Origin of the sequence: Aquabacterium sp. CECT 9606, from assembly GCF_918741295.1 — a bacterium.
Lineage (GTDB): Bacteria > Pseudomonadota > Gammaproteobacteria > Burkholderiales > Burkholderiaceae_C > Aquabacterium.
On the sequence record NZ_CAKKNB010000002.1, the window covers coordinates 703,401 to 719,389 of the forward strand.

At 65.4% G+C, this 15,989-nt stretch carries 12 protein-coding genes; 3 read left to right on the top strand and 9 right to left on the bottom strand.

The window, feature by feature from the left end; genetic code table 11:
- Positions 1-14: 14 nt before the first annotated feature.
- The 9 genes from LQ232_RS10950 to LQ232_RS10990 all read right to left on the bottom strand — a co-directional run bounded on the left by LQ232_RS10950 (position 15) and on the right by LQ232_RS10990 (position 12,654).
- A complete protein-coding gene (locus tag LQ232_RS10950; protein ID WP_230180349.1) occupies positions 15-2,084 on the bottom strand; it encodes a ribonuclease catalytic domain-containing protein in 2,070 nt (689 codons plus the stop codon).
- 40 nt (positions 2,085-2,124) lie between these two features.
- Positions 2,125-2,727, bottom strand: a complete 603-nt coding sequence (locus tag LQ232_RS10955; RefSeq protein WP_230180350.1) for a YqiA/YcfP family alpha/beta fold hydrolase — start codon at positions 2,725-2,727, stop codon at positions 2,125-2,127.
- A 229-nt stretch (positions 2,728-2,956) separates the two neighbouring features.
- Positions 2,957-3,769: a PEP-CTERM sorting domain-containing protein gene (locus LQ232_RS10960; RefSeq protein WP_230180351.1), complete on the bottom strand. Its 813-nt coding sequence runs from the start codon at positions 3,767-3,769 to the stop codon at positions 2,957-2,959.
- A 28-nt stretch (positions 3,770-3,797) separates the two neighbouring features.
- A complete protein-coding gene (locus tag LQ232_RS10965) occupies positions 3,798-6,668 on the bottom strand; it encodes an ExeM/NucH family extracellular endonuclease (RefSeq protein ID WP_230180352.1) in 2,871 nt (956 codons plus the stop codon).
- A gap of 194 nt (positions 6,669-6,862) precedes the next feature.
- Positions 6,863-7,468 (bottom strand): DVUA0089 family protein, encoded by a 606-nt coding sequence (locus tag LQ232_RS10970; RefSeq protein ID WP_230180353.1) that lies wholly within the window; start codon positions 7,466-7,468, stop codon positions 6,863-6,865.
- A 41-nt stretch (positions 7,469-7,509) separates the two neighbouring features.
- Positions 7,510-9,195 carry an alkaline phosphatase gene (locus tag LQ232_RS10975; RefSeq protein WP_230180354.1) on the bottom strand — a complete coding sequence of 562 codons (1,686 nt, stop codon included), beginning with the start codon at positions 9,193-9,195 and terminating at the stop codon, positions 7,510-7,512.
- A 134-nt stretch (positions 9,196-9,329) separates the two neighbouring features.
- A complete protein-coding gene (locus LQ232_RS10980) occupies positions 9,330-9,626 on the bottom strand; it encodes a hypothetical protein (protein WP_230180355.1) in 297 nt (98 codons plus the stop codon).
- A gap of 140 nt (positions 9,627-9,766) precedes the next feature.
- Positions 9,767-10,453, bottom strand: a complete 687-nt coding sequence (locus LQ232_RS10985) for a PEP-CTERM sorting domain-containing protein (RefSeq protein WP_230180356.1) — start codon at positions 10,451-10,453, stop codon at positions 9,767-9,769.
- Positions 10,454-10,485: 32 nt separating this feature from the next.
- Complete coding sequence (locus LQ232_RS10990) at positions 10,486-12,654, bottom strand: PhoX family phosphatase (protein ID WP_230180357.1); 2,169 nt, start codon at positions 12,652-12,654, stop codon at positions 10,486-10,488.
- Between the two features lie 175 nt (positions 12,655-12,829).
- Between LQ232_RS10990 and gspG the strand changes: the two genes are divergently transcribed.
- Genes gspG through LQ232_RS11005 form a run of 3 tightly spaced genes read left to right on the top strand, consistent with a single transcriptional unit; the run spans position 12,830 to position 15,948 of the window.
- Complete coding sequence (gspG, locus tag LQ232_RS10995; RefSeq protein ID WP_230180358.1) at positions 12,830-13,288, top strand: type II secretion system major pseudopilin GspG; 459 nt, start codon at positions 12,830-12,832, stop codon at positions 13,286-13,288.
- A 15-nt stretch (positions 13,289-13,303) separates the two neighbouring features.
- Positions 13,304-14,386 (top strand): type II secretion system F family protein, encoded by a 1,083-nt coding sequence (locus LQ232_RS11000; RefSeq protein WP_230180359.1) that lies wholly within the window; start codon positions 13,304-13,306, stop codon positions 14,384-14,386.
- The gene (locus LQ232_RS11005) at positions 14,383-15,948 is read left to right on the top strand and encodes a GspE/PulE family protein (protein ID WP_230180360.1); all 1,566 of its coding nucleotides are present in this window, start codon (positions 14,383-14,385) and stop codon (positions 15,946-15,948) included. The genes LQ232_RS11000 and LQ232_RS11005 overlap by 4 nt, the downstream gene beginning before the upstream one ends.
- Positions 15,949-15,989 lie beyond the last annotated feature (41 nt).

Consider the following 15,989-nt stretch of genomic DNA (forward strand, 5'->3'; position numbering starts at 1 on the left):
GTTGAAGGAAGTGATCAGGCCTCGGGGCTGGCCGGGGGCGGCGCATCGGCATCGGTCACGTCGATGGCCAGGGTCAGCGGTCCCGCATTGTCCAGTGCTTCGTCGGCCTCATCACCCTCGGCATCACCCTGATCCGTGGCCGCGCTGGCGGTTTCATCAATGCGGGCGACGACGCTGGCGTGCACGTCCAGGGTCAGCTCATCGACGCCTGTCACGCGCACGCGCACGCGGGCGTTGCGCGGCAGGCTGTCGGCGCCGATGGCTCGGAACACCAAAGGCAGGTTGTCGGCGCGGACCAGGCCGTTGATCATCACGGCGCAATCGAGTTCGGTGATGTTCTGCTGGCCCAGGTAGCGCAGCGTCCAATAGCGTTCCAGGCTGGACTGGAAGCCGTTGTAGGTGCTGTAGGCGGCATCAAAATTGGAGATGATCGAGAACAGGTCGGCATCCTTCGGCTTGAAGGGTGCGACCAGGGCGGCCGTGCGGCCATGCTTGGCCACGGCGATGATCTGCCACTGGTTGACCAGGTCGACATAGCGGCGCAGCGGCGAGGTGGCCCAGGTGTACTGCGCCACGCCCATGCCGGCGTGCGGCAGGGCCTTGGTGCCCATGCGCACCTTGATGCCGGGTTGCAGGCTGGCCTGGCTGCGGTAGATGCCGGGCAGGCCGAAGTCGTTCAGCCAGCCGCCCCAGGTACTGTTGGCCAAAATCATGGCCTCGGCGACGATCAGGTCGAGCGGCGAGCCGCGCTGGCGTGTGCCGATGACGACCTGCTCGGTGCCGCTGGGTTCCTGGCGGTCTTCCGTGGTGTTCTCGCTGCCGTCGGGTTCGACCAGCTTGAAGGTGTAGTCGGGGCGGTTGAAGTTCTCGGGCTTGCCGCGCACGACTTCGCGCTGGGCCTTCAAATGCTTGGCCAGGCGGAAGGCGAAGGTCAGCTCGGGGCCGAAAGCGTACGTTGCTTCGGCCTCGCCATTGAGCGTGGCTTCGGTGACGATGCCGTCGAGCTTGTCGTGGCGCAGGTTGGCGGCGATGGGCACGGTTTCCAGGCGCGTCTCGCTGCCTTTGACTTCCAGCGTGGCCTCGTCGTACGTGACGTAGAGCGACACGGCGGGGCAGTGGCGGCCTTCTTGCAAGGTGTAGCGCTGCACCACCTCGTCGGGCAGCATGGTCAGCTTGTGGCCGGGCATGTAGACGGTGGACATGCGGTTGCGCGCCACCACATCGACCGGCGTGCCGGGCGCGATCGCCAGGCCCGGCGCGGCGATGTGGATGCCGTAGATGACGGTGCCGCTGCCCAGGCCTTGCACCGACAGGGCATCGTCGATCTCGGTGGTGCTGGAATCGTCGATCGAGAAGGCCTGCACGGGCGCCAGAGGCAGCTCGTCCTTGATGGGCGGCGCGTCGAGCGCAGGGAAGCCGGTGCCCTTGGGGAAGTTCTCGAACAAAAAGCGCCGCCAGTGGAACTGGTAGGGGCTGTCGATGGCGCCGGCGTCTTTCAGCAGGTCGAGCGGTGCGCGTTGCGAGCGCTTGGAGGCTTCGACCACGGCCTTGTATTCGGCACCATTTTTGTCGGGCTTGAAGAGGATCTTGTAGAGCTGTTCGCGGATGGGCGCGGGGCAGCTGCCTTTGACCAGGTCTTCGGTCCACGATTCGATCTGGGCGGCGACTTGCTTCTTGCGCTCGATGGCGAGCAAGGCTTGCTTGAGGATGTCTTCCGGCGCCTTGCGAAAGCGCCCCTTGCCACGGCGGTGGAAATAGTGCGGCGCGTCGTACAGGCGGAACAGCATGGCTGCCTGCTGGATGGCGTCGGCCTTGTCGCTGAAGTATTCCTTGGCCAGGTCTTCGAAGCCGAACTCGTCTTCCGGCGCGACCTCCCAGACCAGGTCCAGGTCGATCTCAAGCGCCTGGGCCGCGCCCTGCGTCAGCACCTCGGCCGGGTTGGGCTTGGCGAACTTGATCAGCACGTTGGCGGTTTTCGCCTTCACGCGCTTGCCCGAATCAAGCTCGATTTGCATCGAGCTGTCGGCTTCGGACATCACACGGCCAGCCTGGAATTTTCCGGCGTCGTCAAAAAGGGCAAACATCAATGAGGGTTCGGTAGGAAGAAGGGCAGCGCGTATTGTCCTACGGCTGCTGGCTCAGGCCCAGAAACCACAAAACCTGAGGCAATTGGGGCGCGAAATCAGTCAAGGCGTGGTCGCCGCCTTCCAGGAGCGTCAGCCGCGTGCCGGGGTAGTGCGCCACCATTTCGCGCCAGTCCAGCACTTCGTCGCCTTTGGCGATGACGGGCAGATAGCGTTCGGGCCGGGTGATGGGGTAGGGCGAGATGGCCTTGAATTCGTCGATGAACTCAGGGCGGAAGAAGAACTTGGCGTCCGGGTCGTGGAAATTGCTCAACTCGCCAATGTAGCGGGCCAGATCACGGGCGGGCGCCACGGCGGGGTTGATGAGCACCGCGCGGCAGCCCAACTGCTCGGCCAGCACCGTGGCGTAGAAGCCGCCGAGGGACGAGCCCATCACGGCCATGCTGTCTCGGGGCCAGTCGGCCACCTGCGTCTGGATGTCGGCCCAGGCCTGCGCCGGGGATGGTGGCAACTGAGGGCAGGCCCAGGTGACGCTCTGGCCTGGGGCGTTCAAGGCATCAACGATGGCGGCCATCTGTTGCGCCTTGGTGGAGCGCGGAGAGGAGCGAAAGCCGTGCAGGTAGAGCAGGTGCGTGGTGGTCATGGGCCTGCACTATGACAGCTGCGGCCGCGCCTGGGTGCTCAGTGGCGCCGCTGCCTTGACAGCCGGGCCATGCGCTGCCGGTTGCGCGCAGCCAGGTGGCTGACGGCGGTGATCATGGCGAAAGACATCAGTGCAATGGTCAACATGGGGCCTCCTGTTCGTGAGCACCCCAGCATGCGCCGATTCGCAACCCCGCGAATGAGGGGTTTACCTTAGTTGAATCGTCATTTCACGTGAATGAAGTTTGGGCCGGGCCGCCTTGGCGGCGGCGCATGAACACGCCGCCAGCGGCCAAGCCCAGCAGGGCAAACACCGCGGTGCTGGGCTCGGGCACGGCCGCTGTCAGCGCCACGTCGTTCACCGTCAGCAGCGAGGTCTGGTCGGCCGCGTCCAGGTCGGCCACCGCCAGCGACAGGGTCACCGTGCCGGCGCTCGTGAAGGTGTGGCTGAAGCTGTTCGATCCGGTCTGCAGCAATTGGCCGTTGCCGTTGACCGACTGAGTGGCCTGGGCCGCATCGCCCAGGGCCAGCACCTGCAGGCCATTGACTGTGTGGGTGTCGATGACCACGAAAGCGCGGTCGGCGAAATCGCGGTCGGCGCTCAGCAGGTTCCAGGTGAAGCTCAGTGTGTCGCCGGCCTGCACGGTGAAGCTCTGACGGGCGCCCGAGCCTTCCGCCAGGATGCTGGTGAAGTTGACCGGGTCCGGGTGCAGCGAGCCGATGGTCACGCCCACGAAGTCTTCCAGGCCGCCAGCGCTGCCGATGGCGCCAGCTTCCTGGCCAGACACGTTGTAGTGGCCGCTGGTCAGCGGGTAGTCGTCAAAGCCCAGGGTGGCGGTGCTCAACACCAAGGTGCTGCTGCTGATGGGCAGTGCCAGGCCGGCAGGGCTGCTGCTCAGCGCGGCCACGTCGCCGAAGGTCTGCCAGCCGGCGAGGCCGGCCGAGAAGTTGCCGTTGGCAATGTTGGCGTGGGCCAGGGAGCCCGCCATCAAGCCGGCCACCAGAACGGCGGTGCGGGCGAGGCGTGTGTAGCTTGCGTGCATGAATGGTTTCCTTGGGTACTTCGGTGAATCACAGGGCCAGGTCGCGGGCCGCCTGCAACTGGCTGGCGCTCACGCCACGCAGCACGACCAGGGCCTTGGAGGTGGTGGTGCCGGCGCTGCCATCCGTGTCGATCTGCACTTGCACGCCAGTGCCGCTGTCGACGATGCGCACGAAGCCGCCGCTGATGGCTTGAGCGGATGAGATGCCCAGCGAGGCCAGCAGGCTGCTCAGGTCGATGCGGTCGCTGCCCGGCGTGAAGTCGGTGACGGTGTCCAGGCCATCACGCAGGCTGGTGTAGACCAGCACGTCGCGGCCCGCGCCGGTGGTGATGGTGTCGCTGCCTTCGCCGCCGGTGATGACGTCGTCGCCGGCCGTGCCGGTGATGGTGTCGCGGCCCGGTGTGCCGTTGACTGATTTGAGCAGGTTCAGGCCCACGATGACCGGGTCATGGTCGGACGAGCGATAGGGCGAGGCGCTGTAGTAGTCGGGGCCGCAGGCGGCGCAGGCGGGTTGCTTGAACTCGGTGTTGTAGTCGATCACCGAAGGCTCGTCCGCATTGATGTGCCATTCGATGGCGCGGGTCACCTTGGTGGACAGCGAGGGCGTGGTGATGGCGTGGTCCAGGCGGCCGGCCGCGCCGTCGAACACGTAGGAGTAGCCGAAGGTGTTGAAGCGGCCGATCTGGTCCACGTAGCCGTGGCTGGTCAGCTCTTCGATCGGGTCTTCCTGGGCGTAGGCGTTGAAGTCGCCGATCAGGAGAGCGTCGTCGCTGCCGCTGGCGGTCTGCACGGTGGTCACGAAGCTGCGCAGACGGGCGGCTTGCTGCACGCGCGTGTCGTTCCAGCAGCCTTGCAGGTCGCCCTGGTCGGCATCAGGATCAGCAGCGCTGCTGGGGCAGCTGCCCTTGGACTTCAGGTGGTTGACCACGACCGAGAACTTCTCGCCATTGGGTGCGGCAAAGGTCTGGGCCAGCGGGGGGCGGTTGTTGATGGCGTGGGTGTCGGACAGCGCGGTGCCCGACAAGCTCAGCTTCGCAGGCTTGTAGATCAGGGCCACGCGGATCGCATCGGTGCCCGTGCCGGCTGCGGGAGCGGGCACGACGGCGTAGGTGCCGGCGCCCAGCTTGGCGTTGAGGGCGGTGACCAGGTTCTGGACGGCCGCATCGGGGTTGACGCCCGAACCACCAGGGTTGGGCACGTTGTTCTGGATCTCCATCAGGCCGACCACGTCGCCGCCGGTGCCAGCGATGGCTTCGACGATCTTGACGCGCTGGCGGTTGAACTCGGCCAGGTTGTTGGCACCCCGGCAGTTCGAAGCCGAGACCGCGCCACCCAGGGTGCAGCCTTGTCCGCTCTGGCCGGCGGCGGTGTTGCCATCCAGGAAGGTGGTGAAGAAGTTCAGCACGTTCGCGCTGGCCACCTTGATGTTGCCGCCCACGGCTTCCGGCACGGTGGTGCGTTCATTGACGCGGGTGAAGGTGACCGGTTGCGTTGGGTGGATCTTGTAGTCGGCGATGCCGGTGTTGCTGGCCGTGGCCAAGCCGTAGTCGATCACACCGGTGATGGCATCGACCGTGTCGCCTGCGCGCAGGGTGTTGTCGGCGGCGAAGTAAGGCGTGGGGCTGGGGTTCTGTACTGAGGTGCCATCGTCCAGCAAGATGCTGCGCAGTGCATTTTGCTCAGCCAGGGCCTGTGCGCCAGAGCCGGGTCGGACGCGGTTCGTGGGGATCTCAAGGCGGCCGTTGGCCGACAAGGTGACCTGGCCGTAGCGGCCCTGGAAGTAGTTCTGCGAGGCGGTGAGCTGGCTGTTGATGGTGACCAGCATGCCTTCCAGGCTTTCCAGCTCGGCATCGCTGGCCACGGGCAGGGTGATGGGCGTGGGGAGGATGCTCTGGCCGCTGCCCAGCACGGTGATGGTGGGCGCGGTGATCTCGGTCACGGTGTGGGCCACCGTCTCGGCATTGCCGGCCGCGCCCACGTTGAATTCGACGACCTTGCCACTGACTTGCACCGATTGGCCTGCGCTGACCGTGGGTGCCGTGCTGGTGAACACCAGGATGCCGTCCGAGGTCAGCGGGTTGTTGTCGCCCACCGGGTCTTGCAAGTAGAAGCCGTTGTTGATGACCTTGGTGACCACGCCGGTGGTGACCACGTCGGCATTGACCAATGGGCTGGTGTGGCCCGTGCCCTGGATGTCGTGGATCTTGACGGTGCCGCCGTTGCTGCCGCCACCTGGGTTGCCACCACCGTTGCCGTTGCAGGCGTTCAGGGTGCTGGCGGTGTTGCGGGGTGTGGGCGCGCCCGTGCTGAAGTCGGCGCTGTTGCTGTTGGTGTCGGTGCAACCGGCGTTGATGCGGATCGCCGCGGTGGCATTCGTCAGGGTGGCGGTGGGGCCGGCGCCTTCGAAGGCGCTGGCGGCGGTGCCGAAGCCCACGTAGTCGACGACGCCAGCGCTGGTGGGCGTGGCGCTGCTGCTCAAGGCGGTGTTGTTACTGACCAGCGCGACCTTGCCGGCCGTGCCGCTCAGGGCGATCCAGTTGGGGCTGACGGTCGTCACGTCAGGCGCGGGCAAGGGCGTGCTGCCGCCCGCGCCCTGGGCTTCCTGCACCAGGTAGTACTGGCCGGGGTTCAAGGTCACGTTGCCCAGGGTCGTCTTCTGCCAGGAGGTGCCGCCAGACGAGGCGTACTGCACCGACCAGCCATTGAGGCTGACCGGCGCCGAGCCGGCATTGAACAGCTCGATGAAGTCGTGCGTGTAGGTGGCACCATTGTTGCCGCCCCCGCCGTAGACCTGGCTGATCACCACGCCACTGGTGGAAGCCTGCGCCATGAGGGTGGAGGTGGCGAGCGCGACGGCGCTCAGCAGGTGCACGGCGCGCGAGGAGGCAGCAACTGACATGTGAGGGATCTCGGGTGGTTGACGACAAGCAGCAGTGTTGCGGGTGCTTGTGTCAGGCGCTGACGCGCTTCGTTCAAAGGACGTGGGTTGAACGGATCAAGGCTCAGCCGAGCTGGACACCCAACGCCACGCCGAAAAGCACTGCAGCGGGAGAACACGACGAAGACGTTGAAAGCCTTCGGGCGTTGATCCCTTCAGCGGCGTCGGCGCGACAACGACATCGCGCTCAAGCCGGCCAAGATCAGCGCGGCGCTGGCTGGCTCGGGGACGGTGGCTGCCGTGTCCACGTTCGCCAGGTTCAGGCGCCAGAACGTGCCTTTCTGGTCATTGGCGTTGATGTTGTAACTGGGCTGGTTCCATTGCGTGATCAAGGTGGGTGTGCTGCCGTCAAAGGCGAAGCCTTGGGACAACTGTGGGCCGTTGGCGTAGTTGGGTGCCGCACCCAAGGTGATCAGGTACTGGCCCGCAGTCAGGTTGGACAGCGACAAGCCGGCATCGTAAAAGCCTTGAGCTGGGTCGATGGTGTGGTCATCGTCGTTGTCGCCGACCCAGCTGTAGCTGCCGCCCTCTTTGACCCACAAGGTCAGGGTCGGGTCGAAGTTCAGTCCGTCGGTCCACGAGTCGGTCCAAAGGCGGACCTGGCTGCTGTCGGCCTGCAGGCTGAAGGCCACATGGACCACGTCGGTGTTGTAGGACAGGTCGCCAGCGAAGCTGAAGTTGGCGGCCTGGGCATGCAGGCTGCCGAAGGTCAGCGCGGCGGCGATGGTCGCAGAGCGAATGAATGGTGACAGGGCTTGCATCATCTTGTCCTTGGGTCGGTTGGGCTGGTGGCCGATGTGGGTCAAGGCGCCAGGGCCGGCGCGTTGGTGCTTGGCGTGGTCTGCGTCGATGGCGCCAGGCGGTTGCTGCCGTTCTGCACTTCGAATGCAGTGCCAAAAGTCTGCACATGGCTGATGCTGGCCACCGTGTCCACGTACCACCACTCGGCCACCACGCGGTTGGGGTTGGCGTCGATGAGCATGTAGCCTCGCTGGTTCAAGTCGATGTATTTGAAGTGCGGATTGACGCCACGCAGGAAGGCGGCCGTGCTGCCCGTGGGGTCGGGGATGCCGGGTGAGGTGATGGAGGTGCCGACGAACTCGACCGCGTGCGAGCCTTCGCCCGTCAAGGGGTTGTAGCCCCCGGCGGCCACGATGGGGTTGTTGGGGTCCTGGCTCAGGTCGGCAGCCCAGGAGCTGTGGATGTCGCCTGTGAGCACGACCACGTTATTGACGGGGGCCAGCCCGTTGGCACCCTTGAGGATGTCGTAGACGCGGTTGCGGGCGGGCTGGTAGCCATCCCATTGGTCGGCGTTCAGGAACAGGCCGCCACCCGCAGCATTGGCCGCCGCGACGCCTTTGAGCTGGGCGAACATCACGCCCTGGCCCAGGAAGCGCCAGCGGGTGGCTGCACCGCGCAGGCGCTGGGCCAGCCAGGCTTCCTGTGTGGTGCCAAGCAAAGTTCGGGCGGGGTCGGTAAAGCCGCCGGTCTGTGTGAAAAGGTTGCCCAGGCCGGGCACGGGGATCGTGGCCTGAAGTTGTTGCGAACGGGCGCTCAGGCGCTCTTCCAACATCACCAGGTCGACCAGGTCGCCGTATTGGAACGCGCGGTTGTTGCGGGTCAGGTCCGAGGTGTCCACCGGCCGCACGGGCATCCATTCGTAGTAGGCCTGCAAGGCGGCGTTGCGGCGGCCAATCCAGGTGCCCTCGGCGCCTTCGGTGTGGTTCTGCGCGCCGTCCTTGTAGGCGTCGTTGGCGGTTTCGTGGTCGTCCCAGATGATGACCCAGGGGTGCTGCCGGTGGGCTTCCTGCAGGTCGGCATCGCGCTTGTATTGGGCGTGCCGTGCACGGTAGTCGCTCAGGGTGATGATCTCGGTGGCGGGCTCGGTGGGGCGCACGTTGCCGTACTGGCCGTTGCCATATTCGTAGAGGTAGTCGCCCAGGTGCATGACCAGGTCCAGGTCGGCGCGTTCGGCGATGTGGCGGTAGGCATTGAAGTAGCCGTAGGCATGGTTGGAGCAACTGGCCACGGCCATGCGCAGACGGTGGGTAGTGCCCACGGGCAAGGTCTTGGTGCGGCCAATGGGCGAGCTGCTGCCTTCGGCGCTGAAGCGGTAGTAGTAGGTGGTGTTGGGCTTGAGCGGGCCGGCGTCGACCTTGACGGTGAAGTCGCGGGTCGGATTGGTTTTGGTGCTGCCGCGCAGCACGACCTGTGTCAAGGCCGGGTCGGTGGCCACGGTGTAGTTCACGGTGATCGCCGCGTTGCGAGGGGATGACACCCGGGTCCACAAGATCACGCGGTCGGCCAGTGGGTCACCGCTGGCCACACCATGCTGAAACAGCGGTCCGGCGTTGGTGGCAGCCAGGGCTTGGCTGATGGGCAGCGCTGGCGCCGTGGCCAGGATCATGGCGGCCGATCCGGAACGCTTGAAAAACTCGCGGCGATTGGTGCCTTGGGGGCGTGGCGTTTGGCGTTGTGGGCGGCCCATGTCGTTTCCTTCCTTGCTGGCTGACAGTGCGCCAAAGCGGGCATCGCTTTGGCGCCAGGCAAGTATGGGAACCTTGTTTGACAGGGCGGCGACAGTGGCCAGCCGGAGGGATCATGGGCCGCTGAAGCGGGCCCTCACTGAGGCTGTTCGGTGGTTAGCCACGGCGCCCGCATGCCGTCTTCGTGTCGTCGCTCTCGGGCTTCTTCGATCAGGCCAGACGATTGCAGGGTGTCCGCCATGTCCTGCGGGCCTTGCTGGAACTTGCAGACGCGGGCCAGGGCGTCCAGCGGCGTGAAGCCATTGACGAGCAGCAACAGGCGGCGGTGCTCGTCGTTCATGGTGGGCGTCACCGATGGCATGGCCGCCGCTTGCCCTTTTTGGGTGCGGCGGTAGACAACATTGGTGCGTGAAGAAGAGACTTGCAGGGTCATGTTCATTACTCCAGTGCATTGGGTGAATGAAGAAGCATGGTGGCGCATTCCCAGCAGGTGTCCGGGAACACCTGCCGGGTTAAGCAAGACGCATGCTTGCAAGTCCGCCAAGCCGCGCGTGGGTCAACACGCGGGTCGGGTCATGCCTGGCGACGGCGGCGCAGCAAGGCAGTGGTGCCCAGGCCCAGGGCTGCCAGCAGGATGCTTTCGGGTTCGGGCACGGCCTGCGTGTAGGCGAAGTTGTCTATCACCACGCCGTCACCTTGCACGGTGATGTAGGCGATGTCGGCATGGGCCAGGCGGATGCCTTGCGTCACCGAGAAGTTGGTGGAATAGATCAACTGGCTGTCATCCAGGTCCACGCCATCCAGCGAGGTCGCGAACGATCCCAGGGTGAAGGTTTCCGAGCTGCCGTCGATACCATAGGCCGTGACCGTGGTCAGGCGGTCGTCACCGGCTTCTTCGTACATGCTCCAGTCGGCCAGGAAGGCGCGGGTCTTCAAGCCATTGAAGTCGATGCGCAGGGTCATGTCGCCAATCTTGTCGAACGACAGGAAGGACTTGCCTGCACCCCAGCTGCCATTGATGCCCAGATCGGTGGCAATGCGCTGCCCGACGGTGAAGTCGCCGTCCAGCGAACTGAGCGTGACGGGCGGAAGGTTGGTGCTGTAAGACGAGCCGATGCCGATGAACAGGCCATCTTCCGCATTGAAGTCGATGATTTGCGCGGGGGCGGGCAGCTGGCTGGTCTGGTTGATGAGCGCGGCTTGGGCCTGGAAGGCCACCGAGGCCAACCCCAGGGCGGCGATGGTGAAAATATGACGCATGTGGTGGATACTCCTTGAAGGGTGCGGATCAATCAGCTGCCGACGATGCCGCCGTTGGCCTTGGTGATGACCACCACGCCTGAGCGGGGGCGGCCGCCAACCACGGTCTGGCCCGCTGAATTGGTGGCGAACTGGCTGGCGGGCCAGCTCGAGAACTGCGTGGGGTTGGCGGGGTTGGCGGCTTCTTCGCCGGGGTGTTGCAGGCCCACGAACATGCTCTTGCCGTCCGGGGTCATGGCGATTCCGGTGACTTCAGACTGCACCGGGCCGGTCAGGAAGCGCTTGATGGCGCCCGTGGCCGGATCGGCGCAGACCATGCTGTTGGCGCCGATGTTGACCCAATCGCCGGTGGCCGTGCCAACCTGGTCGGTCTGCACCCACAAGCGGCCGAACTGGTCGAACCACAGGCCATCGGGGGCGCCGAAATCGGCGGTGCCATTCGGTGTGTCGTTGATGTTACCGACGTAGCGCGTGGCCGGTGTCTTGGCCGTGGCCGTGTCGCCGCATTGCACGAACAAGTCCCACGCGAAGGTGGTGGCGGTGACGTTCTTGCCGGTTTCGCGCCAGCGGATGATGTGGCCGTAGATGTTGTCGGCGCGGGGGTTGGCAGCGTCCACGGCGGGGCGGGCGCTGGCCGCGGTGGTCGAGCCATCGGGGTTGTTGCTGCTGGGCGTGGCCGACGAACCGCGGCGGTTGTTGTTGGTCAGCGTGCAGTACACCTCGATCTCGTCGAAGCCACACACCTTGGGGCGGGCGCCGGTCCATTCGGGGCGGTCCATCATGGTGGCGCCCAGGGCGTCGGCGGCCATGCGGGTCTTGATCAGGATCTTGGCCAAGACCTCGACGTCATTGGCGCCGGCAAAGTTGGGGTTGTCGCGCAGGGCCACGCCACCCACGCCGATGGAGCCCGGCAGCAAAGGCAGCCACTGGCCCATGCCCGTGTCCAGGAACTTGGCCACGTACAGCACGCCGCTGTCCAGCAGGTTGCGGTTGGCGCCGCGGTTGGTGGGGTTGTAGCGGCCTTGGGCCACGAACTTGTAGATGTACTCGTTGCGCTCGTCGTCGCCCATGTACACGGCCAACTCGTTGTTGGGGCCCAGCACGTATTGGGCACTCTCGTGTTTGATGCGGCCAAGCGCCGTGCGTTTGACGGGCACGCTGTAGGGGTCAAAGGGATCGACCTCGACCACCCAGCCAAACAGGTTGGGTTCCAGCGGGTTGCTGGCGGCATCGAAGCGTGGGTCGACCTTGTGCCAGAAGTAGCTGAAGCCAGCGGCGACCACCCCATAGCGGTTGTGCAGCTTGCCGATCTCGGTGCTGGTGGCGGGCAAGGGGGTGTCGCTGCCAAAGTTGCCGTTCCAGTTTTCTTCGCAGGTCAGGTAGGTGCCCCAGGGCGTGTAGCCGTTGGCGCAGTTGTTGATGGTGCCGTTGGCTTCGAAGCCGTTGTTCAGGCCGATCTCGGTGGAAGCGTTGGCGGAGATGTCGAACTTCTTGGACTTGAGCAGGGCATGGCCGGCGGCTGGGCCCGAGATGCGCATGGGTGTGTTGGCGGACAGGCGGCGGCCATAGACCGAGTTGGCCACCACGGACCAGCGTCCAGAGGCTTTGCTCACTTCAACGATCGAGACGCCGTGCGCGGCCTGTGACTTGCGAGCCTTGGCGACGGTCTGGTTGCTGGCGTTCAAGCCATCGCTGTGCAGAACGGCTTCGTGCGTGTATTCATTGTTCACGCACAGCAGGCCGCGCTCGCTTGATTCGACACCACGCGAGTTGAAGCCGAAGTAGTGCATCCCGTCGTTGTGCGCGCCAAACTGCTTGAGCTGTTCTGCGGCGGTCTCGGAGGCGTCGCCACGGAACGCGTTGCCGCCGGGCATGATCGGGTCGCCCCAGGCCACCAGCAAGGCGGCCTGGTGGCCGGTGGCCACGCGCACGGCATCCACCACGGGGGCCAGGGCTGGCGAGAGGTTGTCAAAGCCGATGCCCACGGTGGTGCTGGCCACGCCGCATGTGCCCGCGGCTTGAACGGTGCCAGCCAGGCCCGACAAAGTCAGGCCACCGGCGGCGCTCAGCATGGAGGCCGAGGCAGCCCCCTTGATGAAGGTGCGGCGGCTGGCGTGGGCACGTTGGGCCACGTCCAGGATCGACTCGTTGCCTGACGGGTTGAGTGTCAGGTCATTGGTCGGGTGGTTGATGCCTTTCATGCTGCGTCTCCGGCTGTTCAGGGGATGTGAGTGGAGCGCAGGATAAGGAGGGCACGTGTCAGCATGAAGACAATCGGCTCGCTGAAAGGGCTTGTCACAAAGCTGTCAGCAATGGCCCGATAGGATCATGGCTCTCCCCGTCGCGAGGTCTGGCGGGGCATGAAGGATCCCCCCGATGAACAAGTGCCAAACGCCCCGAAGCAGGGTGTTGATCGAGCTCGTCCCCACGCATCGCCACTCGGGCTTCACCTTGCTCGAGTTGCTGGTGGTGCTGGTCATCATTGGCTTGCTGGCCGGCTACGTCGGCCCCAAGTTTTTTGCCCAGATCGGCAAGTCTGAAGTGAAGACGGCGGCTGCGCAGCTGGATGCGCTGGGCAAGGCCCTGGACCAATACCGCCTGGACACCGGCCATTACCCTGCGACCGAACAGGGCCTGGGCGCCTTGTGGGTCAAACCCGGTGACGAAACACGTTGGTGGGGGCCCTACCTGCGCAAGGCCCCGCCCAAGGATCCCTGGGGGCGTGAGTACCAATACCGAGCACCCGGCGAGCATGGCGACTACGACGTGTTCTCGCTGGGCAAGGACGGCCGCGAAGGCGGTGAGGGCGAAGACCAGGACATCACCAATTGGTGATGCAGGGCCCCCACGATGAGCCGCCTTTCACTCAATGCCTTGTTCGCCCCGCGCACGCCTGCCCTGCGGGCCAAGGACTTCCCGCGTCGTCTGTTCTGCCAGGAGCTGGCCGTGCTGCTGGATGCGGGCATCCCTTTGTTGGAATCCTTGATCACGCTGCGCGAGAAAGAGGCCGCCAAGCCGGTGGTCCAGGTGCTCAGTTCTCTCATCGAAGCCTTGTCCGAGGGCAAGACCTTGTCGCAGGCCATGCGCCTGACCCCGGTGGCGTTCAGTTCGTTGCTGATCGCCTCCATTGAAGCCAGCCAACGCACCGGCCAGACACCCGAGGCTTTGCGCCAGCACGCGGTCTACCTGGCCTGGTTGAGTGGCTTGCGCGACAAGCTGGTGGGCGCGGCCATCTACCCGGCCATTCTGATCAGTGCCAGCTTTCTGGTGATCACATTCCTGACCGTGTTCGTGGTGCCGCGCTTTGCCGACATCTACGAAGGCATGGGCGGCGAGCTGCCGTGGTTGTCGGGCGTGTTGCTCAGCACCGGAAAGGCCGTGGGTGAGCACCCCTGGTTGGTGCTGATGGGCTTGGGTGCCTTGGTGGCTACCGCGGCGGCTGCGTGGCGCGCGCCCGCAGTGCGTGCAGCGGTGGCTGATTACTTGTGGCAGGTGCCCTATGTGGGCGAGCGCCTGCGCCTGGTCGAGCTGGCCGCGCTGTACCGCACCCTGGGCTTGCTGCTGCAAGCCGGTGTGGCGGTGGTCGCGGCCCTGGAGGTCTCTGCCGAACTGGTCAGCCCCTCATTGCGCCCAGCGTTGGCCTTGGCCACGCAGCGGGTGCGCGAGGGCGCGCGTTTGTCCGACTGCCTGCACCAGCACCAACTGACCACGCCGGTGTCATTGCGCATGATGCGCGTGGGCGAGCACACCGGCGAGTTGGGGCCCATGCTGGACCGGGCCGCCACCTTCTACGACGAAGAGCTGGCCCGTTTCACCGACTGGGTTGGGCGCGTGGTCAGCCCGGTGCTGATGCTGATCATGGGTGTGTTGATTGGCGGCATCGTGGTGCTGATGTACCTGCCCATCTTCCAGGTGGCGGAGCAGATTCAATGAGTGCGGTCTTGCAGTCGGTGCCCCATCAAGCGCCTGAGCCCGTGCCTGCGCAGGATCACCAGCCGGATTGGTCCCGCTGGTCCTTGGCGCAGGCCATGCGCTTGCGCGTGGTGGTGGCCCGCGATGCGAACCAGGTCCTGTGGGCCTTGAGTCCCACGCCCGATGATGTGATGCTGCGCGATACCGTTGGCCGCCAAGTGGCCCAATCATTGCGATGGCGGCAGGTCAGCAACGAGGTCTTGTCGGGCTTGCTGGCCCTGGGTGAAGCGGGCTTCGAAGCCCGTGGCACCTTTGCCCATGTGGGCCACGATGAGCCGGGGGCGGAAGACGCCGGCCATGCGCTGTCGGTGGACACCATCAGCCGCCAGAGCAGCCCGGTGGTGCGCTTGCTAGACGCCACCTTGTTCGACGCGCTCAAGGCCCAGGCCAGCGACCTGCACCTCGAATCAACCGCCACTGGCATGGTGATCCGCCACCGCCTGGACGGCGTGATGGTGAAGGTGGGCGACGTGGGCTCGCGCGAGGTGGCCGAGCAACTGGTGTCGCGCTTGAAGGTGATGGCAGAGCTGGACATTGGCGAACGCCGTTTGCCCCAGGATGGTCGCTTCAAGCTGCGCGTGCAGCAAAGCACCGACAGCGGCTTGCGCGACGTCGACTTCCGCGTGTCCATCATGCCCTCCAGCTTTGGCGAAGACGCGGTGCTGCGCATTCTGGACCGATCGCGCCTGTCGACCGAGGCCGAGGCCTTGAGCCTGGAAGGCCTGGGCTTCGACGCCGACGACAGCGCGGTGGTGCGCCGCCTGGCGGGCAAGCCTTACGGCATGCTGCTGGTCACCGGCCCCACCGGCAGCGGCAAGACCACCACCCTGTACGCCGTGGTGCAAGAGATCAACGATGGCCGCGACAAGATCATCACCATCGAAGACCCGGTGGAATACCAACTGGGCGGTGTGGTGCAGATCCCCGTCAATGAGAAAAAAGGCTTGACCTTCGCGCGTGGCCTGCGCTCCATCTTGCGCCACGATCCGGACCGCGTCATGGTGGGCGAGATCCGCGATGCCGAGACCGCGCAGATCGCCTCGCAAGCCGCGCTGACGGGCCACCTGGTGCTGTCCACCATCCACGCCAACAATGTGTTCGATGTGGTGGGCCGCTTCATGCACATGGGGCTGGATTTGTACAACGTGGTGTCGGCCCTGAACGGCGTGGTGGCCCAGCGCCTGATGCGCAAGCTGTGCACCCATTGCGCGCGGCCGTGGCAACCGCAGGCCACTGACCTGAAGGCCGCCATGCTGCCGCTGGATACGCATGGGCACTTTCGCCAAGCCGTGGGCTGCCCGCAATGCCGGGGCACCGGCTACCGCGGCCGCAAAGCCATCTCCGAGATCCTGCTGATGGACGACACCCTGCGAGACCTGATCGTGAGCCGGGCCTCGCTCATCAAGATCAAGGCGCATGCCCGCTCCAGCGGCACACGCCTCTTGCGCGAATCGGCCCTGGCCTGTGTGCTGCGCGGCGAGTCCACGCTGGACGAACTCAACCGCGTGACCTTGGCGGAATGATGCGCTTGACGACGAGCTGGCGTCCCCACCAGGTTTTTCTA